Origin of the sequence: Streptomyces sp. NPDC047130 (assembly GCF_040643475.1) — a bacterium.
Classification (GTDB): Bacteria; Actinomycetota; Actinomycetes; order Streptomycetales; family Streptomycetaceae; genus Streptomyces.
In genome coordinates this window covers 21,100-47,951 of record NZ_JBEYUK010000025.1, presented here as the reverse complement: position 1 = coordinate 47,951, position 26,852 = coordinate 21,100, and the positions used below count along the sequence as shown (strand labels likewise).

28 protein-coding genes are annotated in these 26,852 nt (G+C 74.0%); 9 read left to right on the top strand and 19 right to left on the bottom strand.

Features of this window, described 5'->3' with window-relative positions; all coding sequences use genetic code 11:
* The first annotated feature begins 145 nt into the window (after positions 1–145).
* Both ABZ836_RS24705 and ABZ836_RS24700 read left to right on the top strand, forming a co-directional pair.
* Positions 146–817, top strand: a complete 672-nt coding sequence (locus ABZ836_RS24705) for a TrkA family potassium uptake protein (RefSeq protein ID WP_356133653.1) — start codon at positions 146–148, stop codon at positions 815–817.
* On the top strand, positions 817–1,485 hold the full coding sequence (locus ABZ836_RS24700; protein WP_356133654.1) for a TrkA family potassium uptake protein: 669 nt from the start codon (positions 817–819) through the stop codon (positions 1,483–1,485). Before ABZ836_RS24705 ends, ABZ836_RS24700 begins: the two co-directional genes overlap by 1 nt.
* 209 nt (positions 1,486–1,694) lie before the next feature.
* Here ABZ836_RS24700 and ABZ836_RS24695 read toward each other — a convergent pair whose 3' ends face one another.
* From ABZ836_RS24695 to ABZ836_RS24675, 5 genes are all read right to left on the bottom strand, one after another.
* Positions 1,695–2,483, bottom strand: coding sequence for a DUF3159 domain-containing protein (locus tag ABZ836_RS24695; RefSeq protein ID WP_356133656.1), 789 nt, complete (start codon positions 2,481–2,483; stop codon positions 1,695–1,697).
* A 3-nt stretch (positions 2,484–2,486) separates the two neighbouring features.
* Positions 2,487–2,885 (bottom strand): OB-fold nucleic acid binding domain-containing protein, encoded by a 399-nt coding sequence (locus ABZ836_RS24690; protein WP_356133658.1) that lies wholly within the window; start codon positions 2,883–2,885, stop codon positions 2,487–2,489.
* Positions 2,886–3,077: 192 nt separating this feature from the next.
* Entirely contained in the window at positions 3,078–3,842 is a 765-nt protein-coding gene (locus ABZ836_RS24685; protein WP_356133660.1) for a DUF3710 domain-containing protein, read from the bottom strand.
* A 1-nt stretch (position 3,843) separates the two neighbouring features.
* Positions 3,844–4,356 carry a dUTP diphosphatase gene (gene dut / locus ABZ836_RS24680; protein WP_361145500.1) on the bottom strand — a complete coding sequence of 171 codons (513 nt, stop codon included), beginning with the start codon at positions 4,354–4,356 and terminating at the stop codon, positions 3,844–3,846.
* Entirely contained in the window at positions 4,353–4,937 is a 585-nt protein-coding gene (locus ABZ836_RS24675) for a PaaI family thioesterase (protein WP_356133664.1), read from the bottom strand. The genes dut and ABZ836_RS24675 overlap by 4 nt, the downstream gene beginning before the upstream one ends.
* Before the next feature lie 56 nt (positions 4,938–4,993).
* On the opposite strand from ABZ836_RS24675, the gene ABZ836_RS24670 reads away from it, so the two are divergent.
* Positions 4,994–5,551 carry a DUF3093 domain-containing protein gene (locus ABZ836_RS24670; protein ID WP_356133666.1) on the top strand — a complete coding sequence of 186 codons (558 nt, stop codon included), beginning with the start codon at positions 4,994–4,996 and terminating at the stop codon, positions 5,549–5,551.
* A gap of 21 nt (positions 5,552–5,572) precedes the next feature.
* Here the strand turns inward: ABZ836_RS24670 and ABZ836_RS24665 are convergent, their stop codons facing one another.
* From ABZ836_RS24665 to ABZ836_RS24635, 7 genes are all read right to left on the bottom strand, one after another.
* Positions 5,573–6,496 carry a hypothetical protein gene (locus ABZ836_RS24665; protein WP_361145496.1) on the bottom strand — a complete coding sequence of 308 codons (924 nt, stop codon included), beginning with the start codon at positions 6,494–6,496 and terminating at the stop codon, positions 5,573–5,575.
* A gap of 13 nt (positions 6,497–6,509) precedes the next feature.
* Positions 6,510–6,806 (bottom strand): DUF4193 domain-containing protein, encoded by a 297-nt coding sequence (locus ABZ836_RS24660; protein WP_005481602.1) that lies wholly within the window; start codon positions 6,804–6,806, stop codon positions 6,510–6,512.
* A gap of 382 nt (positions 6,807–7,188) precedes the next feature.
* A complete protein-coding gene (locus ABZ836_RS24655) occupies positions 7,189–8,451 on the bottom strand; it encodes a HAMP domain-containing sensor histidine kinase (protein WP_356133670.1) in 1,263 nt (420 codons plus the stop codon).
* Positions 8,452–8,455: 4 nt separating this feature from the next.
* Complete coding sequence (locus ABZ836_RS24650; protein ID WP_356133672.1) at positions 8,456–9,109, bottom strand: response regulator transcription factor; 654 nt, start codon at positions 9,107–9,109, stop codon at positions 8,456–8,458.
* Positions 9,110–9,443: 334 nt separating this feature from the next.
* A complete protein-coding gene (locus ABZ836_RS24645; protein WP_356133674.1) occupies positions 9,444–9,617 on the bottom strand; it encodes a hypothetical protein in 174 nt (57 codons plus the stop codon).
* Between the two features lie 317 nt (positions 9,618–9,934).
* A complete protein-coding gene (locus ABZ836_RS24640; protein ID WP_361145491.1) occupies positions 9,935–10,765 on the bottom strand; it encodes an inositol monophosphatase family protein in 831 nt (276 codons plus the stop codon).
* Positions 10,766–10,921: 156 nt separating this feature from the next.
* Positions 10,922–12,052: a ferrochelatase gene (locus ABZ836_RS24635; RefSeq protein ID WP_361145489.1), complete on the bottom strand. Its 1,131-nt coding sequence runs from the start codon at positions 12,050–12,052 to the stop codon at positions 10,922–10,924.
* Between the two features lie 238 nt (positions 12,053–12,290).
* Between ABZ836_RS24635 and ABZ836_RS24630 the strand changes: the two genes are divergently transcribed.
* From ABZ836_RS24630 to sepH, 3 genes are all read left to right on the top strand, one after another.
* Positions 12,291–13,541, top strand: a complete 1,251-nt coding sequence (locus ABZ836_RS24630) for an MFS transporter (protein ID WP_356133680.1) — start codon at positions 12,291–12,293, stop codon at positions 13,539–13,541.
* A complete protein-coding gene (locus ABZ836_RS24625; protein WP_356133682.1) occupies positions 13,489–14,820 on the top strand; it encodes a D-arabinono-1,4-lactone oxidase in 1,332 nt (443 codons plus the stop codon). Before ABZ836_RS24630 ends, ABZ836_RS24625 begins: the two co-directional genes overlap by 53 nt.
* Positions 14,821–15,298: 478 nt before the next feature.
* Positions 15,299–16,348: a septation protein SepH gene (gene sepH, locus ABZ836_RS24620; RefSeq protein ID WP_356133684.1), complete on the top strand. Its 1,050-nt coding sequence runs from the start codon at positions 15,299–15,301 to the stop codon at positions 16,346–16,348.
* Positions 16,349–16,421: 73 nt separating this feature from the next.
* Here sepH and ABZ836_RS24615 read toward each other — a convergent pair whose 3' ends face one another.
* On the bottom strand, positions 16,422–17,270 hold the full coding sequence (locus ABZ836_RS24615; RefSeq protein WP_361145484.1) for a sulfurtransferase: 849 nt from the start codon (positions 17,268–17,270) through the stop codon (positions 16,422–16,424).
* A 350-nt stretch (positions 17,271–17,620) separates the two neighbouring features.
* On the opposite strand from ABZ836_RS24615, the gene ABZ836_RS24610 reads away from it, so the two are divergent.
* Positions 17,621–18,487, top strand: a complete 867-nt coding sequence (locus ABZ836_RS24610) for a VOC family protein (protein WP_361145481.1) — start codon at positions 17,621–17,623, stop codon at positions 18,485–18,487.
* Positions 18,488–18,684: 197 nt separating this feature from the next.
* Here the strand turns inward: ABZ836_RS24610 and ABZ836_RS24605 are convergent, their stop codons facing one another.
* On the bottom strand, positions 18,685–19,677 hold the full coding sequence (locus tag ABZ836_RS24605) for an alpha/beta hydrolase (protein WP_361145478.1): 993 nt from the start codon (positions 19,675–19,677) through the stop codon (positions 18,685–18,687).
* A gap of 367 nt (positions 19,678–20,044) precedes the next feature.
* Here ABZ836_RS24605 and ABZ836_RS24600 point away from each other — a divergent pair, with 367 nt between their 5' ends.
* Positions 20,045–20,314, top strand: coding sequence for an SsgA family sporulation/cell division regulator (locus ABZ836_RS24600; protein ID WP_361145598.1), 270 nt, complete (start codon positions 20,045–20,047; stop codon positions 20,312–20,314).
* A 49-nt stretch (positions 20,315–20,363) separates the two neighbouring features.
* On the opposite strand, the gene ABZ836_RS24595 is transcribed toward ABZ836_RS24600, so the two are convergent.
* From ABZ836_RS24595 to ABZ836_RS24580, 4 genes are all read right to left on the bottom strand, one after another.
* The gene (locus ABZ836_RS24595) at positions 20,364–21,101 is read right to left on the bottom strand and encodes a YoaK family protein (RefSeq protein WP_361145475.1); all 738 of its coding nucleotides are present in this window, start codon (positions 21,099–21,101) and stop codon (positions 20,364–20,366) included.
* A complete protein-coding gene (locus ABZ836_RS24590) occupies positions 21,082–21,606 on the bottom strand; it encodes a DoxX family protein (protein WP_361145472.1) in 525 nt (174 codons plus the stop codon). Before ABZ836_RS24590 ends, ABZ836_RS24595 begins: the two co-directional genes overlap by 20 nt.
* Before the next feature lie 46 nt (positions 21,607–21,652).
* Complete coding sequence (locus tag ABZ836_RS24585) at positions 21,653–22,315, bottom strand: hydrolase (RefSeq protein WP_356133697.1); 663 nt, start codon at positions 22,313–22,315, stop codon at positions 21,653–21,655.
* Between the two features lie 180 nt (positions 22,316–22,495).
* Entirely contained in the window at positions 22,496–24,391 is a 1,896-nt protein-coding gene (locus tag ABZ836_RS24580) for an amidohydrolase (protein WP_361145469.1), read from the bottom strand.
* A gap of 436 nt (positions 24,392–24,827) precedes the next feature.
* On the opposite strand from ABZ836_RS24580, the gene ABZ836_RS24575 reads away from it, so the two are divergent.
* A complete protein-coding gene (locus tag ABZ836_RS24575) occupies positions 24,828–25,790 on the top strand; it encodes an alpha/beta hydrolase (protein ID WP_361145466.1) in 963 nt (320 codons plus the stop codon).
* Between the two features lie 332 nt (positions 25,791–26,122).
* Here the strand turns inward: ABZ836_RS24575 and ABZ836_RS24570 are convergent, their stop codons facing one another.
* Positions 26,123–26,770, bottom strand: coding sequence for a thymidine kinase (locus ABZ836_RS24570; protein WP_356133703.1), 648 nt, complete (start codon positions 26,768–26,770; stop codon positions 26,123–26,125).
* Positions 26,771–26,852: the final 82 nt, after the last annotated feature.

Genomic DNA, 26,852 nt, shown 5'->3' with positions numbered 1-26,852 from the left:
GCGGGGGGTGGTTTGCTCCGGACGCTGCGTGTGTACCTTGGGCGGCTGTCTGAGACCCTGTTCCTGTCGACCGGGCACGCCGGCCGGCGAACGAACAGCTCGACAACACGTGCAGAGCGACAATCGCGACACCGGAAGGACGGTCGTGCACATCGTCATCATGGGCTGCGGACGCGTAGGCGCCGCTCTCGCCCAGACCTTGGAGCAGCAGGGGCACACGGTCGCCGTGATCGACCGTGACCCCACCGCCTTCCGCCGGCTGGGCTCCGGCTTCGGGGGCCGCCGCGTCACCGGCGTGGGGTTCGACCAGGACACCCTGCGTGAGGCCGGGATCGAGGACGCCGGCGCCTTCGCCGCCGTCTCCAGCGGCGACAACTCCAACATCATCGCCGCCCGGGTGGCGCGCGAGATGTTCGGCATCGAGCACGTCGCCGCGCGCATCTACGACCCGCGGCGGGCGGAGGTCTACCAGCGTCTGGGCATCCCGACGGTGGCGACGGTCCGCTGGACGGCGGACCAGATGCTGCGCCGCCTGCTGCCCTCGGGGGCGGAGCCGCTGTGGCGCGACCCCACCGGCGGCGTCCAGCTGGCCGAGGTGCACACCTCCCCGGCGTGGATCGGGCACCGGATCAGCAGGCTGCAGGACGAGACGGGGGTGCGCGTGGCGTTCCTCACCCGGTTCGGCGAGGCCATGATCCCGAGCTCGCAGACCGTCCTCCAGGACGGCGACCTGGTCCACGTCATGATGCGGACCGAGGACGTGGCCGAGGTCGAGGCCGCGTTCGCGAAGGGTCCCGAAGAGGAGGCCGGTCTCTGATGAGGGTCGCCATTGCCGGTGCCGGGGCCGTCGGCCGCTCGATCGCGGGCGAGCTGCTGGAGAACGGCCACGAGGTACTGCTGATCGACAAGGCGCCGACCGCCATCTCCGTGGAGCGGGTGCCCCGCGCGGAGTGGCTGCTGGCCGACGCCTGCGAGATCACCTCGCTGGACGAGGCGGCGCTGCAGCGCTGCAACGTGGTCATCGCCGCGACCGGCGACGACAAGGTCAACCTGGTCGTCTCGCTGCTCGCGAAGACCGAGTACGGGGTGCCGCGGGTCGTCGCCCGGGTGAACAACCCGAAGAACGAGTGGCTCTTCAACGAGGCGTGGGGCGTGGACGTCGCCGTCTCGACGCCGCGCCTGATGTCCGCGCTGGTGGAGGAGGCGGTCAGCGTCGGCGACCTGGTGCGCCTGCTGCGCTTCAGCCACGGCGACGCCAACCTGGTCGAGCTGACCCTGCCCCCGGAGTCGGCGCTGGCCGGCACCCGGGTCGGGGACGTGGCCTGGCCGCAGGACACCTCGCTGGTCACCATCATCCGCGGGTCGCGGGTGCTGGCGCCCTCCCCGGAGGACTCGCTGGAGGCCGGCGACGAGCTTCTCTTCGTGGCCGCGCAGGACCGCGAGGAGCAGCTGGAGAGCCTGCTCTCGGTGCGCAACAACGTCTGAGTCCCGCGGCAAGCGGACGCGGAGCGGCGAAGGGCCCGGTGACCTCCCCGGCGGGGGACGGTCACCGGGCCCTTCGCCGGTGGTGACCGGGGTGGTGGCTGGGGGGTGACGGCGATGGCGTGCCGCTCAGGCGCCGGTCAGGCAGACCGGGCAGGTCAGGCCACTCGGCCCGGTCGGCCCGGTCGGTCCGCTCAGGCCGGTCAGGCCGGTCAGGAGTCCCGGCGGTGCCGTCCGCCGCGCTCGGACGCGGGGTCCACGGCGTCGGTCCGCACCTCGGCGGCCTCGGCGGCCGCCGCGGCCTCCGCCTCGGCCCGCTCGCGCTCCTCCATCTCGGCGAAGACGTCGATGGGGGCGGGCGCCTTGGCCAGGAAGACCCAGGTCAGCCAGACCGCCAGCAGGAACGGCGGGATCTTCAGCGAGATCAGCACCCAGCCGAGTTCGGTGGTGTCCGCCCACCAGTACAGCGGGAAGAGGATGGCGCACTTGGCGAGGAGGATCAGGCCCCAGGCGATGCTGGCCTTGGAGTAGGCCTTCTTCCGCCCCGGGTTCCGGTGGCGCCAGGACAGGTTCTCCTTGAACAGCGGCCCGAGGATCACGCCGATCAGCGGGAAGCCCAGCGCCGTGGACACCAGGTAGGCCAGCGCGAGGCCCAGCGTGTAGAGCATGCCGGGCAGGTAGAAGTCCTTGGCCTCGCCGGTCATCATGGCGAACACGACGCCGAAGGCCACGCCGAAGACGCCGCTGAAGGCGTGCTTCACGGTGTCCTTGCGCACCAGCCGGACCACGCCCAGCAGCAGGGACACCGCCAGGGCGGCGATCGCCGAGCTGTGCAGGTCCTGGTTGACGGTGTAGATCGCGACGAAGATCAGGCCGGGCACGACCGTCTCGATCATGCCGCGGACGCCGCCGAACGCCTCGCCGAGCGCGGCCTGGGTCACCGCGCGTGAGTCGTGCTCCGTCTGCGGTGCCTCTTCGGTCGGCTTGTCGAGGGACGTCACCGGCTACTCCCGTCCGAGGGGTCTCAGTTCGTAATGCGGATTGAACAGCACACGGCGGCCGTGGATCAGGGTGATCCGCCCCGACGCGATCAGCCTGCGTCCGGGTTCCACGCCCACGATGGAGCGTCTGCCCAGCCACACCAGGTCCAGGGAGGCCGAACCGTCGAACAGCTCCGCCTCCAGGGCCGGAACCCCGGCCCGCGGACGCAGGGTGACCGTGCGCAAGGTACCAGTGACCGTGACCACTTCACGGTCGCTGCAGTCACCTATTCGGGTCATTCCCGCGGTGTCGGTCTCCTCCCGCAGCTCCTCGCACTCCAGGTCCTCCTGGGACGAGGAGAGCCGGTCGAGCATGCGGCGGAAGCGGCCCACCGGCTTGTCGGAACGGGGGACAGCGTTCATGTCTGCAGCCTACCGGGGGTCTACGAGGGCCCGGAACCCAACCGGAACGCGGCCTTCCCCACGCTCCTGGGCCCACTCCCCACAACGCCCGGGACCCCACCCGCGTTCCCGCCCGCGCCTCGGAAACCGCGCCCCTGCCGGCATGCCCGGGAAAGAAGTGAGCCGCGCCCCCGTGGGGGGCGCGGCTCGGGGTCAGCGGACCTCGGAGATCTCCGGGCCCCGCTGGAGCTGGCCGATGCCGCCCGCGAACCGGGACCCCTGGTCCTCGGCGGGCGCCTGCATCCCCTCGGCCACCATCTGCGCGTCGTTCGGCAGCTTCAGCACGATCGGGTCCCGCGGCGCCATCGGCCCCTCGCCCCGCACCACGACCGTGTCGCGGAAGATGTGCTCGAGCAGCCCCGCGGCCTCGGGGTGCACCGCGCCCTGCCCGGAGATCACGCCCCGCAGGAACCAGCGCGGGCCGTCGACGCCGACGAACCGCACGACCTGGAAGCCGCCCGTGCCGTCGGGCAGCTTCACCGGCACCTGGGCCCGGAGCTCCCAGCCCAGCGGCCCCTCGACCTCGTCGACGATGCCCCCCTGCTGGGTGATGCCGGACGCGATCTCCTCGCGCACCTCGCCCCAGATGCCCTCGCGCTTGGGTGCGGCGAAGGCCTGGAGCTGGACGGCGCTGTCGCGCAGCACGACGGTCGCGGCGACGATGGCGTCACCGGCGACCTCCACGCGCAGCTCCATGCCGTCGACTCCCGGCACGAAGAGGCCACCGAGGTCGACCCGGCCCTCGCCCGGTTCACGGACCTCGGAGCTGTCCCACGGGCCGTCGGGACGCGGGGCCGGCTCCAGCCGCACCCGCTCCTGCTCGGCCTCGTCCGCCCCGCTGCCGACACCGCCGACGACCTGCTCGGCCTCGCCCGCCGCGCCGTCGGCGGCTGTGCCCTTCTTGCGACGTCCGAACACGTCACTGTCCTTCCCGGTCGGATACGACCGAACCGTATCGATTCCCACCCGCCAAGTCGCCCACCGCGGCATGACCGCCGGTGGACCCGAAGCCCCCCGCGGCCCGTACCGAGCCGGGAAGTTCCGCCACCTCCTGGAAGCGGACCCTCTCGACCTGCTGGACGACCAGTTGCGCGATCCGGTCGAAGCGCTCGAACCGCACGGACTCGCGCGGGTCGAGATTCACCACGATCACCTTGATCTCCCCACGGTACCCGGCATCCACCGTCCCTGGGGCGTTCACCAGTGCCACACCGCAGCGCGCGGCAAGACCGGAGCGCGGGTGCACGAAGGCCGCGTACCCCTCGGGCAGGGCGATCGACACCCCCGTGGGCAGGACGGCCCGCTCGCCGGGGGCCAGCTCGCACGCCTCGGTGGTAAGCAGGTCGGCCCCGGCGTCGCCGGGGTGGGCGTAGGCGGGCAGCGGCACCTCGGGGTCGACCCGGCGGATCAGCACCTCGAGGGGACCGCTCACGGGTTCACCTCGAAGGCGCGGGACTGACGGCGCACGTCGGGGTCGTCCATGACCGCACGGATGTCCTCCGCGCGGCCGTTCTCGATGAAGTGGTCCACCTTGACCTCGACGAACAGGGCGTCGGCGCGGACCGCCACGGGGCCGTCGGGCCCGTCCAGACGCCCCTCGGCGGTGGCGTAGATCTTGCGGCCGGCCCGGGCGGTGACCTCGGCGGTGATGTGCAGCGCGCTGCCCACCGGCACCGGGCGCAGGTAGTCGGTCTCCAGCCGGCCGGTGACCGCGATGGTGCGCAGCAGCCAGGTGAGGGCGCCCAGCGCCTCGTCGAGCGCGCTGGCGAGGACGCCGCCGTGGGCGAGGCCGGGGGCGCCCTGGTGCTCGGGCCGCACGGTGAACTCGGCGGTGAGGTCGACGCCCTCGCCCGCGCGTGCGGCCAGGTGCAGGCCGTGGGGCTGACCGGAGCCGCAGCCGAAGCAGTTCGCGTAGTGGGAGCCGACGGGCTCGCCGGGGGCGGGCGCCTCCGGGTGCCGCACCGGGGCGGTCGCGTCGGCGGGGGGTTGCACGGCCCTGTTCGTTGCACTCACGGCGCAGACCTTACCCGCGCGTACGCGACGGGCCGACACCGTGCCAAGCTGGAGGCATGGAGCGTTCCCCCTCGCAGAGCCCCCGTCAGAGCCCTCCGCAGGGCACCGGCCCCTCGCCCTCGGCGGCGTCCCCGGCCGCGCCGGCAGCGCCGGTCAGGGCCGTCGTGTCGTACGACGAGCGGCTGTCCGCGCCCTGGCACTGGTGGCTGTACTGCCTGCTGCTGGGCTTCGCCTCGGCGCTGGCGGTCTATCCGTTCGGGGTGCTGGCCATGCTGGGCGGGCTGGCGCTGGGCGCCGCGGCCTCCGCGATGGTGGTGAGCTCCTACGGCTCGGCGCGGATCCGGGTGGCGGGCGACACGCTGATCGCCGGCGAGGCGCGCGTGCCGCTGTCCGCGCTGGGCGAGGCGGAGGTGCTGGATCCCGCCGAGGCCCGGGCCTGGCGGAGCCACAAGGCCGATCCGCGCGCGTTCATGCTGCTGCGCGCGTACGTGCCGAGGGCGCTGCGCATCGTGGTCGTCGACCCTCAGGACCCGACGCCGTACCTGTACCTGTCCTCGCGTGAGCCGGAGCGGCTGGCGGCGGCGGTGGAGGCGGCGCGCACGACGGCCGGCTGAGCGCCGCGCGGCCGGCCGCGCTCAGTCCTGCCGGGGCTCCCCGGTTCCGGGGTTCCCCGGGTTCCGCGGCCCTTCCCCGGCCTCGTCCCGCCCCGCCCCGGGCAGTTCCAGGGGTTCGGCGGGCTTGTCCAGCGGGGGCAGCTCCTCCAGCCGGTCCCAGGGGACCTGCCGGATGCGCAGATCGGCGCGGATGTGTTCGGCGAACCGCCGGGTGTCGCGCCGGTTGACGACGGCTCCCACCGTGGCGCCCACCATGAAGGGCAGCAGGTTCGGGACGTTGCGGATGACGCGCCGCTTGAGCTGCTTGCGCAGCTGGCGCTTGAGTCCGCTGTCGACCACGCGGCGGTAGGTGGTGGGCCGGGCGGGGTCGACCCCGTGTTCGGAGGCCCAGGCGCCGAGGTAGGCGATGCTGCGGGTCCGCAGGTCGCCCGCGGGGCGCTGTCCGTAGACCTCGTGGAGTTCGGCCACCAGCTTGAGCTCTATCGCGGCGACGCCGCTGATCTCGGTGGCCATGCCGGCGGCCCAGGCGGGCGGTACCGGCAGCATGTTGGCGGCGCCGACGCCGGCGCCCACGACCGCGGTGGCCTTGGCTGCTCCGGCGACGAGCCGGTCGGCGATCTCCTCGGGGCCGAGCCCGGGGAAGTGCCGTCGCAGGGTCGCGAGGTCGCGCACCGGGATCCGGGGCGCCATGGCGACCATGCGGTCGACGCTCACGCCGAGAAGGGCGTGGAGCCGGCCTTCGGCCCGCCGCCGGGCGGCGGGCTCGTCGGGCGCGGCCGGCGCCGGGAGGCCGCCGCCGGCCGGTTCGAGCGGGGCTCCTTCGCCGGTCACGGCATCGGTGCCCCGCTCTTCTACGTCACGCGCGTCGTGCGAGCCGTCGAGCGGCTCGAGGTCCGCCGCCCGTTTCCGGGAGCGGCGCTTCCAGGGAGGGGTCGAGCCAGGCACGGCCGACCCCGCCTCAGTCGCAGTCGCGGCAGATCGGCTGACCGTTCTTCTCGCGGGCCAGCTGGCTGCGGTGGTGCACCAGGAAGCAGCTCATGCAGGTGAACTCGTCCTGCTGCTTCGGCAGCACCCGGACGGCGAGTTCCTCGTTGGAGAGGTCCGCTCCGGGCAGTTCCAGGCCCTCGGCGGCCTCGAACTCGTCGACGTCCACCGCGGAGGTGGACTTGTCGTTCCGGCGTGCCTTCAGTTCTTCCAGGCTGTCCGAGTCGACGTCGTCGTCGGTCTTGCGTGGAGTGTCGTAGTCGGTTGCCATGTCGCTCTCCCCCTCTGGGTGGTCTTGGGTGTCTCCAGCGCACGTAACGCGTGAGAGGCCGGACTTGTGCCCGACCCGAGGCGGAGATTTTGCCTCACATCAAGGTCTGTTACTCAATCGACACCCAACCGGACTCCCGAAGAGTGATCGGCACGGATGGCGAACCGGACCGTACACCCTGCGAATGCCCCAGTTCAAAGGCGTCATTCCGTGTACTGCCCGCCATCAGGACGCCCGAAAACCCGGATTTTCCTCATTTTCGGAGCCGGTTGTCGTCACGGAGAGTAGACGCTTTCCGTGACACTTCTGTGACCGATCACACATCCTCCTCCTGGACGCGACACTCCGGAATTCAGCGCAGAGCGAACACGCCGTCACTCGTTCAGAGGGGAAGCGTGACGCGCATCACCAGTCCTCCGCCCTCCCGGGGGACGGCCGTGATGTGTCCCCCGTGCGCCCGGGCGACCGACCGCACGATGGAGAGCCCCAGTCCGACGCCCTTGTCGCTGCCGGTCCGCTCGGTCCTCAGACGGCGGAACGGCTCGAAGAGGTTGTCGATCTCGTAGGCCGGCACGACCGGGCCGGTGTTGCCCACCACCAGCACCGCCTGGCCGTGCTCCACGCCCGTGGTGACCTCGACCCAGCCGTCCTCGGGCACGTTGTAGCGCACCGCGTTCTGCACCAGGTTGAGCGCGATCCGCTCCAGCAGCACGCCGTTGCCCTGCACCACCGCCGACGACCGCTCGCCGCGGAACTCCACGCCCCGCTCGGCGGCCTCGCCACGGACCTGGTCCAGGGCGCGGGCGGCCACCTCGGCCAGGTCCACCGGCTTGCGCTCGACGATCTGGTTGTCGCTGCGGGCCAGCAGCAGCAGGCCCTCGACCAGCTGCTCGCTGCGTTCGTTGGTGGCCAGCAGGGTCCGGCCGAGCTGCTGGAGCTCGGGCGGCGCGGCGGGGTCCGAGAGGTGCACCTCCAGCAGGGTGCGGTTGATCGCCAGTGGTGTGCGCAGCTCGTGCGAGGCGTTGCCGACGAACCGCTGCTGGGCGGTGAAGGCGCGCTGAAGTCTCTCCAGCATGTCGTCGAAGGTGTCCGCGAGCTCCTTGAGCTCGTCGTCCGGGCCGTCCAGCTCGATCCGCCGGGACAGGTCGGATCCGGCCACCGCGCGGGCGGTGCGCATGATCCGCCCCAGGGGCGAGAGCACCCGCCCGGCCATCGCGTAGCCGAAGGCGAAGGCGATGACCGCGAGGCCCAGCAGGGCCAGCAGGGAGCGGCTGAGCAGGCTGTCCAGGGCGGCCTGGCGCTCGAGGTCGATGCACCGGGCGATCTCCGCGTTGAACTGCGCGAGGGGCAGCTCGCCCTGGTTGACCGCGGGGCACCGGCCGCTGGAGACCCTGAGGCCGCTGAACTCGACGATCTTGAACGGCGGCTGGTTGCCCGTCGAGATCGCCTGGGCGGCCAGCAGGTAGATCATCGACAGCAGCACGATCCCGGCGACCAGGAACATGCCGCCGTAGAGCAGCGTGAGCCGTATCCGGATCGTCGGGCGCAGCCACGGGAAGGACGAGTGCTGTTCCTTGGGGTCCCAGGTGGGCCGCGGCGGGACCCGTGGCGGCGGGGGCGGGGGCGGGGTCGGGGTGGAGCCCACGGCGTCAGATCCGGTAGCCGGAGCCGGGCACGGTGATGATCACCGGCGGTTCGCCCAGCTTGCGGCGGAGCGTCATCACCGTCACCCGCACCACGTTGGTGAACGGGTCGGTGTTCTCGTCCCAGGCCTTCTCCAGGAGCTGCTCCGCCGACACCACGGCGCCCTCGCTGCGCATCAGCACCTCGAGCACCGCGAACTCCTTCGGCGCGAGCTGGATCTGCCGGCCGTCGCGGAACACCTCGCGCCGGTTGGGGTCCAGCTTGATGCCGGCCCGCTCCAGCACCGGCGGGAGCGGCATGCTGGTGCGCCGCCCCAGGGCCCGCACGCGGGCGATGAGCTCGCTGAACGCGAAGGGCTTGGGGAGGTAGTCGTCGGCGCCCAGCTCCAGGCCGGCGACCCGGTCGCTGACGTCGCCGGAGGCGGTGAGCATCAGCACCCGGGTGGGGGCGCCCAGCTCGACGACCCGGCGGCACACGTCGTCCCCGTGCACCAGCGGCAGGTCCCGGTCGAGGACGACCACGTCGTAGTCGTTCACGCCGATGCGCTCCAGGGCGGCCGCGCCGTCGTAGACGACATCGACCGCCATCGCCTCACGGCGCAGCCCGGTGGCCACCGCATCCGCGAGCAGCTGCTCGTCCTCGACGACGAGTACGCGCACGTCGGCCTTCCTTCCTGAACATCCACCCTGAACATCCACCGGCCTGACGTCTTCCGGTGGTACCGGTCTCCATCCTGCCTCGTCGGCCGGTAAGTCGGAGGTAAGGCGGGAGGGGGGCAGGGCGGGCGGGAGGACGGCGGGCGGGGCAGGGCGGGAGGCCTCCGGGCAGCCGAACGGGCCCCGGCGGATGCCGGGGCCCGTCGACGGTGCGGGTGGTGCGGGCGGTGCGGTGGTGCTGCGCTGCCGGGTGGTGCGGTGCCGGATGGCGGGTGGTGCTGACGGTGCTGGTGCCGGGGCGACGGCACCCGGGCGCGGGGCGCCCGGGCGGGCTCGGTCAGGCGCTCGCGGCGCCGACCTCCACCCCGTGCTCGGCGGCCAGGCGGCGCAGGTCGTCGAGCTCACCCTGCTCCACCTCGGCGGCGAACTCGTCGCCCTCGTCGCGGGCCCGCGTGAGGTGCGACTCGGCAGCCCTTATGCGCTGGAGAAGCCCTGCGGTGAATGCGTCCATGCGGCGCCCCCTCGTCCTGGGTCGTGGGTCGGGAAGGGACGATCACGCGGGCCGTGCGTCCGGCCGTGCCTCCGGGGAAACGGGACACCGGACGGGGCCGTGACGTGCCGGATGGTGCAACGGCACGTGCGGAGCGTGATCGCGGGGTTGAGACCGTCCTCCCCACGCGTCACGGGACGGAAACCTTGGGCGGCAAGAAAATCTGGCATAGGCCAAGGGTTCGACTCCGGGCCACCTGCGGTCCATGTGCGCAGGTCACCCGGCCCGCGGACCCCGGACGCGGCGCGCGGGGGGTCCGCGGTGAAACAGCTCACACCTCAGTCGTGCCAGGCGCCCAGGCGCTCCAGGAGGCTCTGGAGGGGCTCGAAGACACCGGCCGTGGCGGCCACCGTGAGGTCGTCGGAGGGCCGTTCGCCCGGACGTCCGCCGGTGACGGCGCCGGCCTCCCGGGCGATCAGGTCACCGGCCGCCCGGTCCCAGGGGTGCAGGCCGCGCTCGTAGTAGCCGTCGAGCCGTCCGGCGGCCAGGTCGCACAGGTCGACGGCGGCGGACCCGCCGCGCCGGATGTCGCGGACCAGGGGCAGCAGGGCGCGCGCCACCTCGGCCTGGTGGGTGCGCACGGCGGTCACGTAGTTGAACCCGGTGGCGATCAGCGCCTGGTCCATGGGCGGCGAGGGCCGCACGGCCAGCTTCCGCTCCCCGTCCCAGGAGGGACCGGTCGCCCGGGCGCCCCCGCCGAGCACGGCGTGGAAGGTCTCGCCGCGCATCGGGATCTCCACCACGCCGGCCAGGGTCTCGCCGTCGAGCTCGGCGGCGACCGAGACCGACCAGGACGGCAGGCCGTAGAGGTAGTTCACGGTGCCGTCGAGCGGGTCGACCACCCAGCGCACCCCGCTGGTGCCGACGGAGGAGGCACCCTCCTCGCCGAGGAAGCCGTCCTCGGGCCGCCGGGCCGAGATCAGGTCGACGATCAGCTTCTCGGCGGCGATGTCCATCTCGGTGACCACGTCGATGGGGCTGGACTTGGTGGCCGCCACCTCGAGGTCGGCGGGGCGTCCGTCGCGCAGCAGCTCACCGGCCCGGCGGGCGGCCTCCCGGGCGATCTCCAGCAGTTCCCGGCGCAGTTCCGTCCGGTGCGGTTCCGTCACGGTGTCCTCGCGTCCTCTCGGTCCGGTGCGGTGCGGTGCTGTGCTGTGCGGGGTGGTGCTGCCCCGTGCGGTGCGGTGCGGTGCCGGGCAGGTGCCGGGCGGGGCGGTGCGGCGGGGGGGGGCGGCGCGGCGCGCTCGCCGCCCCGCCCGGCCCCGTCAGGCGTACGGACTGTCCGCGCCCGCGGCGGCGGGCTTCGGGTCGCGCGCCGCCGGGCAGCAGCCCACCGGGCAGACGTTGTGGCTCGGGCCGAGCGCGCCCAGGGCGCAGGGCGTCGCCCGCTGCCCGCGTTCGACCGCCGCCCTCTCCACGATCATCTCCCGGATCGCGGCCGCGAACCGGGGATCGGCGCCCACGGTCGCGGAACGGCGGACCGGCAGGCCCAGCTCCTCGGCCTTCGCCTTCGCCTCGGTGTCGAGGTCGTACAGGACCTCCATGTGGTCGGAGACGAAACCGATCGGGACCATCACCACGGCCGGGACGCCGGCCGCGTGCCGCTCCTCGAGGTGGTCGCAGATGTCCGGCTCCAGCCACGGGATGTGCGGGGCGCCGGACCGCGACTGGTAGACGAGCTGCCAGGGCCGTTCGACCCCGGTGCGCTCGCGCACGGCGTCGGCGATCACCCGGGCGACGTCGAGGTGCTGCCGGACGTAGGCGCCGCCGTCCCCGTGCTCCTCCACCGGGCCGGAGGTGTCGGCGGCCGCGGTCGGGATGGAGTGCGTGGTGAATGCCAGATGGGCGCCGTCGCGCACCTCCTCGGGAAGGTCGGCGAGGGCCTCGACCACGCCGTCGATCATCGGGTCCACGAAGCCGGGGTGGTTGAAGTAGTGCCGCAGCTTGTCGACCCGCGGCGGTTCGAGCCCTTCCGCCTCCAGGGCCGCCAGGGCGTCCGCGAGGTTCTCGCGGTACTGCCGGCAGCCGGAGTACGAGGCGTAGGCGCTGGTGGCGAGCACCAGGACGCGGCGGCGCCCGTCGCGGACCATCTCGCGCAGGGTGTCGGTCAGGTAGGGGGCCCAGTTGCGGTTGCCCCAGTAGACCGGCAGGTCCAGCCCGTGCTCCGCGAAGTCCTCGCGCAGGGCTTCGAGGAGCTCGCGGTTCTGGTCGTTGATCGGGCTGACGCCGCCGAACAGGAAGTAGTGCTGACCCACCTCCTTGAGGCGTTCCTTGGGGATGCCGCGCCCCCGGGTGACGTTCTCCAGGAACGGGACCACGTCGTCGGGGCCCTCGGGGCCGCCGAAGGAGAGCAGCAGCAATGCGTCGTAAGGGGAGGATTCGAGCACATCTGGCATGCCTAGATCTTCCCACCAGCCACCGGCGGCGGGGCAACCGGGCCGCTCGACCGAATCGTCGCGCCGAGCCGTCGGGCCGAGTCCTCCGGCCGGCCGTCCGGGCCCTGCGCCCCCTCTGCCCCCGCGCTCCCCTCGGACCGCCCGTACACCTGGGCACACCTGGTCGAAACAGCCGTAAGCTGTATCGGCCAACCACTTCGTGACCAGGGCCGCGACGCCCCTTTTCCCCGGAGAGCCCGTGCCCACGCCCTACCGCGCCCTCTTCGCGTCTCCCGGCACCCGCAGCTTCGCCGCCGCGGGACTCGTCGGGCGCATGCCGCTGTCCATGATGGGCATCGGCGTGGTCACCATGATCTCCCAGGTCACCGGCCGGTACGGACTGGCCGGCGCCCTCTCGGCGACCATCGCGCTCTCCTCCGCCCTCCTCGGACCGCAGATATCCCGGCTGGTCGACCGCCTCGGCCAGAGCCGGGTGCTGCGCCCGGCGGTGCTCGTCGCCCTGACCGGGGCGGCCGGGCTGCTGCTGGCGACCCGGTTCCGCTGGCCGGACTGGACCCTCTTCGTCTTCGCCGCGCTGATCGGCTGCGTGCCGAGCCTGGGCTCGATGGTGCGCGCCCGCTGGGCCGCCCTCTACCGCGGCACCCCGCTGCTGCACACCGCCTACTCCTTCGAGTCGGTGATCGACGAGGTCTGCTTCATCGTCGGCCCCATCGTCTCCATCGGCCTGTCCACCGCCTGGTTCCCGGAGTCCGGGCCGCTGCTGGCGGCGGTGTTCCTGGCGACCGGCGTCTTCTGGCTGACCTCGCAGCGCGCCACCGAGCCGCGGCCTCATCCGCCGGAGGAGCACGTGCGGGGCAGCGCCCTGCGCTCCCCCGGTCTGCAGGTCCTGGTGGTCACGTTCGTGGCGACGGGCACCATCTTCGGCGCGGTGGACGTGGTGACGGTGGCCTTCGCCGAGGAGCTGGGCCACAAGTCCGCGGCCAGCCTGGTGCTGGCGGTGTACGCGGCGGGCTCCTGCGCCGCCGGGCTGGTCTTCGGCATGCTGCGCGTGCAGGGCCGTCCGGAGAGGCGCTGGCTGGTGGGCGTCTGCGCGATGGCCGCGAGTATGATCCCCCTCCAACTGGTCGGGAACCTGCCGTTTTTGGCCGTGGCGCTGTTCGTCGCGGGCCTCTTCATCGCTCCCACGATGATCACCACGATGTCCCTGATCGAGCAGCACGTACCACGCGCGCAATTGACCGAGGGCATGACCTGGATCAGCACCGGCCTCGCGGTCGGCGTCGCGCTCGGGTCCTCGGCGGCCGGTCTGGTGATCGACGCGGCGGGGGCGCGGACCGGGTACGTGGTTCCGGCGGTCGCCGGAGCCGTCGCGGTGGCGGTCGGTTTCCTCGGATACCGCCGGCTCCTCAGGCCGGCTCCGTGGCGGGGAGGCACCGTTGTCGAACAGCACGGCGAGCGCGCGGGCGAGGCAGAGCGGAACCTGGCGTAACTGGGCGGGCAACGTCAGCGCCCGCCCCGCGGAACAGGCATCGCCCGGCAGCACCGAGGAGGTCGCCCGGACGGTGCGGCGGGCGGCGGAGCGGGGACTGCGGGTGAAGCCGGCCGGCAGCGGCCACTCCTTCACCGCGGCCGCGGCCACCGACGGCGTGCTCCTCCGGCCCGAACGGCTGGCGGGGGTGCACCGCATCGACCGGGAGGCGGGCACGGTGACCGTCGGTGCCGGGACCCCCCTGAAGCAGCTGAACGCCGCGCTGGCCGGCGAGGGGCTGTCGCTGACCAACATGGGCGACATCATGGAGCAGACGGTCTCCGGCGCCGTCGGCACGGGGACCCACGGCACCGGGCGGGAGTCCGGCTCGATCGCCGCGCAGGTGGTCGCCCTCGAACTGGTCACCGCCGACGGCTCGGTGCTCACCTGCTCCCGCGAGGAGAACGCCGAGGTGTTCGCCGCGGCGCGGATCGGCCTGGGCGCCCTGGGCGTCGTCACCTCGCTCACCTTCGCGGTGGAGCCGGTCTTCCTGCTCACCGCCCGCGAGGAGCCGATGAGCTTCGAGCGGGTGACCGCCTCCTTCGAGGAACTCTGGGCGGGCAACGAGCACTTCGAGTTCTACTGGTTCCCGCACACCGGCAACTGCAACACCAAGCGCAACAACCGCAGCCCCGGCCCGCCGCGTCCGCTGGGCCGCGCGGGCGCCTGGTTCGAGGACGAGTTCCTGTCCAACGGCGTCTTCGAGGTGGTCAACCGGTTCGGCCGGGCGGTGCCGGCGGCCATACCGGCGATCGCGCGGATGTCCAGCCGGGCGCTCGCCTCGCGCACCTACACCGACATCCCGTACAAGGTGTTCACCTCGCCGCGCCGGGTGCGGTTCGTGGAGATGGAGTACGCCCTGCCGCGGGAGGCCGTGGTGGACGCGCTGCGCGAACTGCGGTCCATGATCGACCGGTCGGGGCTGCGGATCAGCTTCCCGGTGGAGGTCCGCACCGCGCCCGCCGACGACATACCGCTGTCCACCGCCTCCGGCCGGGACAGCGCCTACATAGCCGTGCACATGTTCCGGGGGACCCCGTACCAGGCGTACTTCACCATGGCGGAACGCATCTTCACGGCGTACGAGGGCCGCCCGCACTGGGGCAAGGTCCACAGCCGGGACGCGGAGTACCTCTCCGGGGTCTACCCCCGTTTCGGTGAGTTCCGGGAACTGCGGAACCGGCTGGACCCCGACCGGCGTTTCCAGAACGACTACCTGAGGCGGGTACTGGGCGAGTAGTGGTCCCGGCGTCCGGTCCGGCGGGTCCGCGGCGGTGCGGGTGATTGGAAACGGCGGGACGGGGCAGGGATCAGGGGCGTGGACCGGGACGTGAAGTGCGCCACGTCGCAAGGGCCTTACGGCCCTTGAGGCGCCGGGCCGAGGCGATCTTGGGGCGACCCGCCCCGATTCGACCGGCGCGCCAATCCACGCACGTGGCCCAAATGGAGTAGTGTTCAGAGCCCTGGGTCCGGACTCCCGCCTGGGCGCCCGCGATCCGTCAGGAACGCCGGGGAGGGAGGCTGTTGCGCAGGGTGACCGATGTGGGTCACTTGACGTTGCAAACAGGTATCCGTGCCATGGCGGTGTGCCTGGGCCCGGCGCCCGACACGCCGGGCAACTCGGCAAGGTTGTGGCAGGCTGCACCCGGGCAGGCCACACTCGACTAGCGGAAGCAGCGACGCACGTGACGTCGGCAGGCACCACCCGGGAGGTCCCCATGCCCGAACTGCGTGTCGTGGCCGTCTCCAATGACGGCACACGGCTGGTGCTCAAGGCTGCGGACAGCACGGAGTACACGCTTCCGATCGACGAACGGCTGCGCGCCGCCGTACGCGGCGACCGCCCCCGTCTCGGACAGATCGAGATCGAGGTGGAGAGCCACCTCCGCCCCCGCGACATCCAGGCCCGTATAAGGGCGGGTGCCACCGCGGAGGAGGTCGCCCAGCTGGCCGGCATCCCGGTGGACCGGGTGAGGCGTTTCGAGGGCCCCGTGCTGGCCGAGCGCGCCTTCATGGCGGAGCGCGCCCGCAAGACCCCCGTGCGACGCCCGGGCGAGAACACCGGTCCCCCGCTGGGCGAGGCGGTCCAGGAGCGGCTGCTGCTGCGCGGCGCCGACAAGGACACGGTGCAGTGGGACTCGTGGCGCCGGGACGACGGCACCTGGGAGGTGCTGCTGGTCTACCGCGTGGCGGGCGAGACCCACACGGCGAGCTGGACCTACGACCCGCCGCGTCGCCTGGTCACCGCGGTGGACGACGAGGCCCGGTCGCTGATCGGCGAGTCCGACGACCTCGGTCCGGCGGAGCCGGCGCACCCGTTCGTGCCGCGGATCGCCCGTCTGCCGCGCGACCGTGACCGGGACAGGGACCGGGACCGCGGTGACCGGCCGGAGCGGGCGGTGGTGCCGGCGCAGGCGCAGCCGTCGGACCCGGTCGAGGAGAGCGGGGACTCGCTCACCAGCCTGCTGGAGGCGGTGCCGAGCTTCCGGGGCGACCTGGTCGTGCCGGAGCGCCCCGGGGACGGGGCCGAAGGCCCCGACACGGAGCCGGACGTCGAGGAACCGCCGGCGCCTGCGGCGTCCGCGGGGGCGGGTTCCGCCTACGCGGACGTGCTGATGCCGCGGGCGGTCAGCAGCCACCGTGACCGTCTGATCGGGGCGACCGACCGGCAGGCCGAGGCGGACGGGGTCCGCCCGGGCCGCCGGGCCGCGGTCCCCAGCTGGGACGAGATCGTCTTCGGCACGCGCCGCAAGAAGAACTCGGAGTAGCCGCCGTCCCGGCCGTCGGCACGCGCCGCCGGCCGGAGGCGTGTCGGCCGCGTGCGTCGGCCGGGACGCGTGGTCAGCCCTTGGCGACCGGGCGGGAGGGGTCGGCGACCCACTCGGACCAGGAGCCGGGGTAGAGGGCCGCCCTGATCCCCACCAGTTCCAGCGCCAGGACCTCCTGCGCCGCGGAGACGCCGGACCCGCAGTAGACGCCCACCCGGGCGCCCTCCTTCGCGGCGCCCAACTCCGCGTAACGGGCCGCGAGTTCGCCCAGCGGCCGGAACCGACCGTCGGGTCCCACGTTGAGCGAGGTGGGCGCGGACACCGCGCCGGGGATGTGACCGCCGACCGGATCCACCGGCTCGACCTCTCCCCGGTACCGCTCCCCCGCCCGCGCGTCCAGCAGCAGCCCCTCGCGGGCGAGTTCGGCGGCGCCCGCCGCGTCGACCACCGGCATGCCTCCCGGCTCCGGCTGGAAGTCGCCCTCCTCGGGCGCGGGTTCGGGCCCCTCCGCCAGCGGCCCGCGCCAGGCCGGCAGGCCGCCGTCCAGCACCCGTACGTCCTGGTGACCGGCCCACCGCAGCAGCCACCACGCCCGCGCCGCGCCCCAGCCGATGCCGCCGTCGTAGGCGACGACCGGCCGCCCGGCGGACACGCCCGCGCGGCGCAGGGCCGCGGCCAGGACGCCGAGGTCCGGGAGCGGGTGGCGGCCGCCCTCCCCCGGCGGCCCGGCGAGCTCCCGGTCCAGGTCGACGTGGACCGCGCCCGGCAGGTGCCCGCGCTCGTACTCGGCACGTCCGTCGAACGCGGGTTCCCCGTTCGCCTTGGCGGCGCTCAACTGCCAGCGCACGTCGAGCAGCACGGGAGGAGTCGGGCCTTCCAGCAGTCCGGCCAGTTCGGCGGCCGTCACCAGTGCGGAGTTCATGCCCCGCATCCTGCCCGACCCGCCGCCGCCCCGGCCAACCCGGCGAGTCGGCCAACCCCCGCGAGCCGGTCCCGCCCGGAGCCGGACGCCCGGAGCCGGACGGCCGGAGCGCACGCCACGCCGGACGGGGGCCCCGGATGGCCACGCCCCTCCGTGTTGGCTACGCTGCTCCGCCACGGCGACTTCGGTCACGCACCGCGCACGTTCGCGCACGCCGCGTGCCCGCGGCGCACAGAGGTGAACAGCGCGCGTAACAGTGGTGCATGTTCCGGCCCGGGGCGGGGATCCGCCGAGAAGACAGAACCCTCCGACTCCCCCGACAAAGGGGTACGGAAACCATGAAAAGACCGATGACGGACAGAACGGGGGCGGCCGACGTGAGCGACTTCTCCACCACCGGACGCGCACCGGGCGCACCCGGGGCGCCCTGCTGGGTGAGTCTGATGACGCGGAACCTGGGTCTCGCGCGGGACTTCTACGGCCCGCTGCTGGGCTGGAAGTTCCTCCCCGGCACGCGCCACCGCGGGAACGAGCTGATCGCCACGGCCCAGGGCCGCCCGGTCGCCGGCATCGGCCTGCTGCCGGCGGGGGTCCGGCTGCCCAGCGTCTGGACGCCGTTCCTCGGCGCCGACGACGTGGACGGCGCGGCCCTCGCGATCCGTCAGTGCGGCGGCACCGTCGGCGTGGGTCCGCTGGACGACGCCGAGGGCGGGCGTCTGGCGTTCTGCTCCGACCCGTCCGGCGCGGTGTTCGGGGTGCGGCGCCTGCCGCCGGGCTACCCGCCGCCGGCCCCGGACCGGCCGGGCTCCCCCGCCTGGCTCGAACTGGTGGTGGCGGAGGCGCCGTTCGCGGCCAAGTTCTACGAGACGGTCTTCGGCCTCGAGCGGGAGAGCGCCCCCTCGCCGGTCGCGGAGCGGGTCGTGCTGCGCCACGCGGGCCGGCCGGTCCTCGGCATCCGGGGCGCGGGACCTTCCGTCCACCGCGGCGGCGGCGCGCACTGGCTGGCCTCCTTCGCCGCCGAGGACGTGGACCGCGCGGCGGCCCGTGCGGTGGAACTCGGCGGCCGGATCACCCGGCCGCCGGCCGACGGGCCCGACGGCCGTTCGGTCCAGCTGACCGACCCCGAGGGCACCTTCTTCGGCCTGCTCACGCCGCCGGCCCGCCGCCTCCGGGAGGCGACGAGCACGGCCCCGGAGACGGGCGTCGGCTCGGGCTGACCGAGGGCCGCCGCCCGCGCCTGCGCCCGGCCGCGCCTGTGCCCTGCCTGCCGCGCCCGGCATGCGTCCGCGCCTGCTCGGCAGCGGGCCGGGCGTCAGGGCCGGGACGCGGGTGCGGCGGTCCGTGGGGTGAGGGCGCCGCACCGTGCGGGCACAGCGCGGAACCCGGGGGCGGGTCCCTGGCGGCAGGCGGGCCGTCACCACGTCCGGTGCAGGGCGACGTGCAGGGTGTCGAGGATCTGGACGCGGGCCGCGCGGCTCGCCCAGCTGTGCCGCAGCGGGTCGAAGAGGACGAAGCCGTGGATCGTGCCGTGGTAGCGCGCGGACACGACGGGCACGTCCGCCGCCCTGAGCCGCGCCGCGTACGCCTCGCCCTCGTCGCGTACCGCGTCGGCCTCTGCGGTCAGCACCAACGCGGGTGGCAGGCCGCGCAGTTGGTCGACCGTCGCCCGGGCCGGGGAGGCGGTGGCCGCGGCCCGCGGCGCGCCGTCGGGGAGGTAACGCCGCCAGAAGGCGCGCAGGGCGGCCCCGCCGACGACGTAGCCGCGGGCGAAGAGCCGGTGCGAGGCGGTGCCCATGCCGGCGTCCACCACGGGGCAGACCAGCACCTGGTACAGCAGGTCGACGTCGCCGCGCTCCTTGGCGAGCAGGGTGAGGGCGGCGGCCAGGTTGGCGCCGGTGGACACCCCGTGGACGGCCACGCGGCAGCCGTCGAGGAGCCGCTCCCCGCCGCCCCCGGCGATCCAGCGCAGCACGGTGTACGCCTGCTCCAGCGCCACCGGATGCGGGGCGGCCCCCGCGAGGTCGTACTCGGGGACGACGACGGCCGCGTCCACGCCCAGGACCACGTCCTCCAGCAGCCGCTGGTGGGCGCCGGCCGTGGTCCGGACCCCGCCCAGGCCGTGCAGGTGGAGGACGACCGGCAGGGCCTCATCCGCTCCGGCCGGGCGCAGGATGCGCACCCGGACGCGTTCGCCGTCGTCTCCGGGGACGGCCAGCCACTCCTCCTCGACGTCGGAGGACCTCTCCGCCTCGCCGAGCAGCGCGGCGGTCCGGTCGGCGGACGCGTCTCGGTCGCCGGGAGCCGCGGTGCCGTAGGCGTCGGTGTCGTAAGCGTCGGTGTCGTAGGCGTCGGCGAAGGCCTGAACCGGCCGCTCGAGGACCGGCGGCGGTTCGGAGCGATGGTCCACGAGTGACTCCTGCGCGAGGGCGCGACGCCCCGATCGACGGCTACCGGAGCACCACCCTAGGGCCCTGCCCCCGGCCGGCGGCCGACCTGGGTGAACAGGACGTACCGCTGCGCACACCTGTTGCCCGAGCGAGCCGGTCCGTTCCCGCGCGGGTACCGATGCGCGGCTGTGCGTCCAACGACCTGGATGCCCGGCGGGGCCGGCGCCCTCCGCAACGCGGCGGAGGGACGCATCGCGTGCTCGCCGCTCTCGTCCCTCTGGGGCAACACCCCGTTCGTCCGACGGCAAGAACCGGCCGGGCGGCCGCCTACCGTGACGGCACGAGACGAATCCCCGAGCCCCCCGGGCCGGGAACGATGGGGGTGCCCTGTGCGTCAGGTCCTGCACGAGGTCGTCGTGCACGTGGTCGTGGCCGGCGGGCGCGGGGGACGTCCTGGTCTCGCCGCACCGGCGCGACCGCCGCTCCTGGGTGCGGGTGGTCGTCCGGTCCAGGGCGGGCGCCGCCGTGCTGGAGATCGCGGCGCCCGCGATCACCGCGTTCCTGAGCCGGACCGGCCGGCTGGTGCCGCCGGGTACGGAGGGACGGCACATCGACCTGGAGGGCGTGATCGCCGACCTCATGGCGCAACGCGACTGAGCGGCGCGACTGAGCGGCGCGGGTCAGGAACGGGGGCCAGGAACGCGGGTCAGGGACGCGGCCGGACCCAGGCGGCGTCGGCGGACCGCTGCCGGTGGGCGGCCGCGGCGACGGCCGCCAGCAGCGCCAGCGTCAGCGCGAGCGTGGCCACGAGGTGCCCGGCGAGGACCAGCGAACCGCCGGTCAGCGCGCCGAGGAACATGGCGGCCACCGACAGCACCCGCCGCCCGGGGCGTGGCGCCTCTCCCCCGGCCGGGCCGGAGTCCGCGGCGAGACCGGTCAGGGTCAGTGTCAGCACCGTGGTGGTGAGGTCGGGGACGCCCAGGCGGCGGGCGACCGCGTTCTGCAGCCCCATCGCGAGCCCGAGGAACGCGATCAGCGCGTACTGGACGCCCGGGGTCACCCGGCCGTGCGCCGCGGCCGCCGTGACCAGGGCGGCCGCGACCAGCGCCGTCTCCCCGGCCGCGGCCGCCGCCAGCAGGCGGGCCCGGTGCCCGGCGAACCGGGTACCGAGCCTGCCACCGGCCAGCGCGCCGAGGAGGAAGGCGGCCGTCGAGGCCACCGGCGCGAGCACCGACGGTTCGGCGTCCCCGGCCAGGGCGAAGCCGAGGAACACCACGTTGCCCGTCATGTTGGCGACGAAGACGTGGCCGAGCGCCAGGTAACTCACCGCGTCCACCAGCCCGGTGGCGACCGTCAGCGCCAGCAGGAGGGGCGGCAGCGGGCCGTGGAGCTCCTCGCCCCGCGGCCACAGGGTGCGGAGGGCGTCACCCAGCAGCCTGCGCACGCCCGGCCCCTCCCCCCGCCGTCGCCGGCCGGTGCAGGACCAGGCGGGTGAGCAGCCCGATCCCGGGACCGGCCAGGACGGCGGCCGGCGACATCCACAGCGGCCAGGGGGTGAGGCCCAGCAGCTGGTCCGCGGACCACCGCCCGGGCCCGGTGAGGGCCAGGGCGGCGGGGACGGCCACGAGCACCAACGGGTACTCGTAGCCGTCGTTCTGCACCCAGAGCCCCTTCGGCCGCTTCACGGTGACGGCGACGGTCATGACTCCCGCCGCGGCCGTCGCGGCCAGGGGGGTCAGCAGCCCGGCGGCCAGGAACAGGCCGGACCCGATCTGACCGGCCCCCGCGGCGAGCGCCGTCAGCCGGCCGCCGCGGAACCCGTCGCGGCGGAACTCCTCCGTCCCGCCCGCCAGGCCCCCGCCTCCGAGGTGGAAGCTCACCTTCTGCACCCCGTGCCCGGCGATGAGCAGGCCCACCACCAGCCGGAGGATCAACAGTCCAGCGTCCATCACGTTCGTTCCCGCCCGCCGTGTGCCGAGTGTGTTCCGCCGCCGGTCAGCCGGCGGCGTGGGCGCCGATGACCGACTGGGCGTAGACCATGCCGAGGCCGTAGGCCCCGCCGTGCGCCTTGACCACGTCGCCGACCGGGACGTACGTCTCGGTGCGGGCCCAGTCGCGCTGCAGCTCCAGCAGCACCTGCACCCAGGTGACCGGGACCGCGCCGGCCTGGACCATGCGCTGGACGGCGTGCTCGTGCGCCTCCGGGGTGACACCGCCGGACGCGTCGGTGACCACGTACACCTCGTAGCCCTGGGCGATGGCGGAGAGCGCCGGCAGCACCACGCAGACCTCGGTCCACAGACCGGCGAGCACCAGCTTCCGACGGCCGGTGGCCTTCACCGCCTCGACGAAGTTCACGTCCTCCCAGGCGTTCATCGTGGTCCGGTCGATGATCTTGTGGCCGGGGAAGACGTCGGCGAGCTGCGGCATCAGCGGGCCCGAGAAGCTCTCGGCGGCCACGGTCGACAGCACGACCGGCACGTCGAAGACGCTCGCGGCCTTCGCCAGGCCCACGGTGGAGTTGATGATGGCGGTGCGGTCGCCGCTGCCGGTGCCGAAAAACATCTGCGGCTGGTGGTCGACGAAGAGGACCGCGCAGTTGTCCGGGGTGAGGAGGTCGGGGCTGGGGGCAGCGGTGACGTCGGCGATGTTGACCATGGGGTGTTGCCTCTCTCGGTGGTGGGTCGGGTGTGGTGGGTCGGGTGAGGTCGCGGACCGGCCGGTCCGCGCCGTTGTGTGGCCCTCCGCGGGCGGAGGATGTCCGTCCGGGTGCGGACGGGGATCAGGGGCGGCGCCGGGACCGCGGGCGGTGCTTCGGGCCATGGTCCGCGCGGACGCTCACAGGTCGAAGCAGGGGTCGAAGGGAATGGCCGCGTCCGCCCGCACCCGGCCGCGCTCCTCGCGCCACCGCCGGTGCTCCCGCGACTCGGAGACGGCCTCGCCGAGCGACGCGGCCTGGCGGACGCCCGCGGAGAGCGCCTGGGCCCGCCCCGACGCCTGGTAGCCGCCGAAGCGGGTCACCGGGCTCCAGGCGGGGCTGACGGGCGGCAGTTCCTCGTCGATGCCCTCGTAGTCCGCGGCGGCGTACACCACGCGCCCGCCGACCACGGTCAGCAGGGACTCGATGTGCGGGATCTCCTCCTCGGGCACGGAGAAGTAGTCGTCGGACAGCACCGCCAGGTCCGCGTAGCAGCCGGGTCGCAGCTGTCCCTTGACGTCCTGTTCGCCGGTGAGCGCGGCGCCCGCGCGGGTGAACATCTCCAGCGCGGTCCGCCGGTCGACCCGGTTGGACGGAGGCCGCAGCGCCAGGTCTCCGACGGTGCGACCGCTGACCAGCCAGTGCAGCGCGACCCACGGGTTGTAGCTGGAGACCCGGGTGGCGTCGGTGCCGGCCGCCACGGTGAGACCGCGGTCCAGCATGGCCCGCACCGGCGGCGCGTCCGCGGCGGCGCCGGGACCGTAGCGGCGCAGGAAGACCTCTCCCTGGAAGGACATCCGGTTCTGCACCGACACCGCCCCGCCGAGCGCGGCGATGCGGTCCAGGCTCTCGGCGGACACGGTCTCGGCGTGGTCGAACAGCCAGCGGTTACCGGCCGGGAAGAGGCCGTCCGCGGCGAGCTTCTCGAAGACCACCAGGTCGCGGCGGATGGTCTCGTCGTAGGTGGCGTGCAGCCTGAAGCCCCAGCCGTTCTCCATCAGCAGCCGGACCGCCTTCTCGAACTGCGCCTCGTAGCCGTCGGCGAGTTCCGGGCGCGGCTCGGCGAAGTTCTCGAAGTCGGCGGCCGACCAGGTGAGGTTCTCCCCGGCGCCGTTGAGCCGCAGCCAGGCGTCGCCGTCCTCGGGCCGCACGGTCGCGATCCAGCGGGCGAGGTCGTCGACCTCCTGGCCGGGCGTCTGCGGGAACAGGTGGTAGGCGATGCGCAGCGACAGCTGCCCGGCCTCGGCGAGTTCGACGACGGTGGCGTAGTTGTCGGGGAAGTTCTGGAAGCCGCCGGCGGCGTCGATCGCCGAGGTCAGACCGAACCGGTTGAGTTCCCGCAGGTAGTGGCGGGTGGAGGTCTTGCGGTCCTCGCCCTCGAGCGTCGGCGCCTTGGCCAGCGTCGAGTAGAGGATCAGCGCGCCGGGTGCGGCCAGCAGCATGCCGGTGGGCTCCCCGTCCCGCCCGCGCACGATCTGACCGCCCTTCGGGTCGGGCGTGTCCCGGGTGAAGCCGGCCGCCTTCAGCGCGGCGCGGTTCATCACCGCCGACTGGTAGAGGTGCAGCACGAAGACGGGGGTGTCGGGTGCGGCGGCGTTCAGCTCCGCGGGCGTCGGCAGCCGGCGTTCGGCGAACTGCTCCGCCGACCAGCCGCCCACCACCCGGACCCACTGCCCCTTCGGGGTGCGGGCGGCCTGCTCCCGCAGCATCCGCAGCCCCTCGCGGAGGCTGCGCACGCCGTCCCAGCGCAGCTCCAGCACGTAGTTGAGGCCGCCGCGGATCACGTGCAGGTGGGCGTCGTTGAGGCCGGGGACGACCCGTCGGCCGAGCGCGTCGACGACCCGCGTCCGGGGTCCGACCGAGCCGGCCACGTCCTTGTCGTCGCCGACGACCGTGACGACGCCGTCCCGTACGGCGATCGCCTCGGCGTGGGGGCGGGCCGGGTCCCCGGTGTGGATCCGCGCGTTGCGGACGACGAGGTCCGCCGCGTTCTCCTCGGCGAGCGGAACGAGTCCGCCGACGGGCATGGTCGACATCTCTGGAACTCCTCGGGAGGGGGCGTGCCGCGACGGCGCGACGGCGCGGCGGCGGAACGGGGCGGTGCGGTCGCTGCGGTGCGGTCGCGGCGGTGCGGCCGACGCCGACGGCGGAGCGGCCGGGAAGCGGCCCCGTACGGTGCCGTCCGGTGCCGTCCTCGGGTGCCGTCCGGTGGCCGCGACAGGAGCGAAGCACGGTCGACGGGCCGCGCATGTCCCGGAAGTGCACGACGAGTTGCTCGGTCGTGCACCGCCGCGGAGCGTGCGCCCAGGGAGAAGTCGCCGTGCGCGCCGGGGCAATCGGGGGCGGGCCCCGCCTGCCTAGCGTGGGAGCGGCGCTCCGGTCGCACCCTGCGCGGACCAGGCCCGCGCGTGCCGCCGGGGCCGGTGTGTCCCGGCGCCGGACGCCCCACCCCGCTACCCCGAGGAGACCTCCGTGTCCGAGACCCGACCCGTGCTGGAACCGGCGGCTGCCGCGTTCGCCGAGGCGACGGCCCAGCGTCCCTACCTGTTCGAGCTGCCGCCCGCGGAGGGCCGCAAGGCCGTCGACGAGGTGCAGTCCGGCGGGACCGGCAAGCCCGACGTCGACGAGGAGTGGGTGACCGTCCCCGGCGGTCCCACCGGCGGCGTCCGCGTGCGCGTGGTCCGTCCCGCGGGCGCCCGCGGGACCCTGCCGGTCGTCCTCTACATCCACGGCGCCGGCTGGGTCTTCGGCAACGCCCACACCCACGACCGCCTGGTGCGCGAACTGGCCGTCGGCGCGGGCGCGGCCGTCGTCTTCCCCGAGTACGACCTGTCGCCGGAGGCCCGTTACCCGGTCGCCGTGGAGCAGAACTTCACGGTGGCGCGGTGGATCGTCGCCGAGGGCGCCGCCCACGGCCTGGACGCCGGCCGCCTGGCGGTGGCCGGGGACTCGGTCGGCGGCAACATGACCGCGGCGCTGACCCTGATGGCCAAGGAGCGCGGCGGGATCCCGCTGCGGCAGCAGGTGCTCTTCTACCCGGTCACCGACGCCGCCTTCGACACCGGCTCGTACCACGCGTTCGCCACCGGCTACTTCCTGCGCCGCGACGGCATGCAGTGGTTCTGGGACCAGTACACGACCGACGAGGAGGCACGCGCGCAGATCACCGCCTCACCGCTGCGGGCCACCGTCGAGCAGCTCGCCGGCCTGCCCCCGGCGCTGGTGATCACCGCGGAGGCCGACGTGCTGCGCGACGAGGGCGAGGCCTACGCCGACAAGCTCCGCCAGGCCGGCGTCCCCGTCACCGCGGTGCGGTTCCAGGGCGCGATCCACGACTTCGTGATGCTGAACGCGCTGCGCGGCACCCAGGCCGCCGAGGGCGCCATCCGGATGGCGGTCGACACCCTGCGCACCGCGCTCCACGGGCGGGACTGAGGCCCCGCGGCACGCCGACGGCCGCGCGGACGGGCCGCCCCGTCCGGGCCGCCGTCGGCACACCGGAACGATCTCGGTGACCGCGTGCGTTGCGGGCCTGCCGGCGGCAGGAGGCGTTGGCGACGGCCCACGGCACGGTGGGGCCTTATCGCCGGTGTGGACAGACCTGGGCGGGCTCGCCGTCGACGCCCTCACGGACCTGGTGAGCGACGAGACTTCGCTGCCCGAGGCATTCCGGGCCGCACCCCGACACCTGGCCGGCCGGCGGGCCCAACCGCACGACGCCGAGTACCGGCGGGCCGGGGCAGCACGTGAGCCCGGAGCGGCGGGAGTCAGCCGGTGACCGGCAGGACGTCCGGCGAGAGGGAGGCCGCCCGCGCCGTCGCGCCGGTCATCTGCCGGCGGTGGTGACGCCGGCACAGGACCTCGTAGCCGATCTCGCCCGGCTGGTTGGCCACGTCGCCCACCATGACCTGCTCGCCCTCGACCACCATCACGCCGCCCACCGTGCGCGCGTTGTGCGTGGCCCGCGCGCCGCACCAGCACAGCGCCTCGACCTGCAGGGTCTCGACGCGGTCGGCGAGCTCGATCAGCCGCTGGGAGCCGGGGAAGAGGCGGGTGCGGAAATCGGTGGTGATGCCGAAGGCGTAGACGTCCATCTCCAGGTCGTCCACGATCCGCGCCAACTGGTCGACCTGTTCCGGGGCGAGGAACTGCGCCTCGTCCGCGATCACGTAGTCGACCCGGCCGCCCCGCTGCAGCCGGTCCACGACGAAGCCGTACAGGTCGAAGCCGGGCCCCGCCTCCACCGCGTCGGTCACCAGGCCCAGACGTGAGGAGAGCTTGCCCTGGCCGGCCCGGTCGTCGCGGGTGAAGATCAGCCCCTCCAGCCCGCGGGCGGAGCGGTTGTGGTCTATCTGGAGGGCCAGGGTGGACTTTCCGCAGTCCATCGTCCCGGAGAAGAACACCAGCTCGGACATCAGCAACGCGGGCCCTTCCCCGACGAACCTACGTGGACGATCCCGCTCCCGAGGCCGCCCGCCCGCGCCCGCACGGCCCGCG

Coding starts and splice junctions, on each gene's coding strand:
- ABZ836_RS24700 (WP_356133654.1), top strand. CDS start 817: ATGAGGGTCGCCATTGCCGGTGCCGGGGCCGTCGGCCGCTCGATCGCG.
- ABZ836_RS24690 (WP_356133658.1), bottom strand. CDS start 2,885: ATGAACGCTGTCCCCCGTTCCGACAAGCCGGTGGGCCGCTTCCGCCGC.
- ABZ836_RS24670 (WP_356133666.1), top strand. CDS start 4,994: ATGGAGCGTTCCCCCTCGCAGAGCCCCCGTCAGAGCCCTCCGCAGGGC.
- ABZ836_RS24660 (WP_005481602.1), bottom strand. CDS start 6,806: ATGGCAACCGACTACGACACTCCACGCAAGACCGACGACGACGTCGAC.
- ABZ836_RS24645 (WP_356133674.1), bottom strand. CDS start 9,617: ATGGACGCATTCACCGCAGGGCTTCTCCAGCGCATAAGGGCTGCCGAG.
- ABZ836_RS24635 (WP_361145489.1), bottom strand. CDS start 12,052: ATGCCAGATGTGCTCGAATCCTCCCCTTACGACGCATTGCTGCTGCTC.
- sepH (WP_356133684.1), top strand. CDS start 15,299: ATGCCCGAACTGCGTGTCGTGGCCGTCTCCAATGACGGCACACGGCTG.
- ABZ836_RS24615 (WP_361145484.1), bottom strand. CDS start 17,270: ATGAACTCCGCACTGGTGACGGCCGCCGAACTGGCCGGACTGCTGGAA.
- ABZ836_RS24610 (WP_361145481.1), top strand. CDS start 17,621: ATGACGGACAGAACGGGGGCGGCCGACGTGAGCGACTTCTCCACCACC.
- ABZ836_RS24590 (WP_361145472.1), bottom strand. CDS start 21,606: ATGGACGCTGGACTGTTGATCCTCCGGCTGGTGGTGGGCCTGCTCATC.
- ABZ836_RS24585 (WP_356133697.1), bottom strand. CDS start 22,315: ATGGTCAACATCGCCGACGTCACCGCTGCCCCCAGCCCCGACCTCCTC.
- ABZ836_RS24580 (WP_361145469.1), bottom strand. CDS start 24,391: ATGTCGACCATGCCCGTCGGCGGACTCGTTCCGCTCGCCGAGGAGAAC.
- ABZ836_RS24570 (WP_356133703.1), bottom strand. CDS start 26,770: ATGTCCGAGCTGGTGTTCTTCTCCGGGACGATGGACTGCGGAAAGTCC.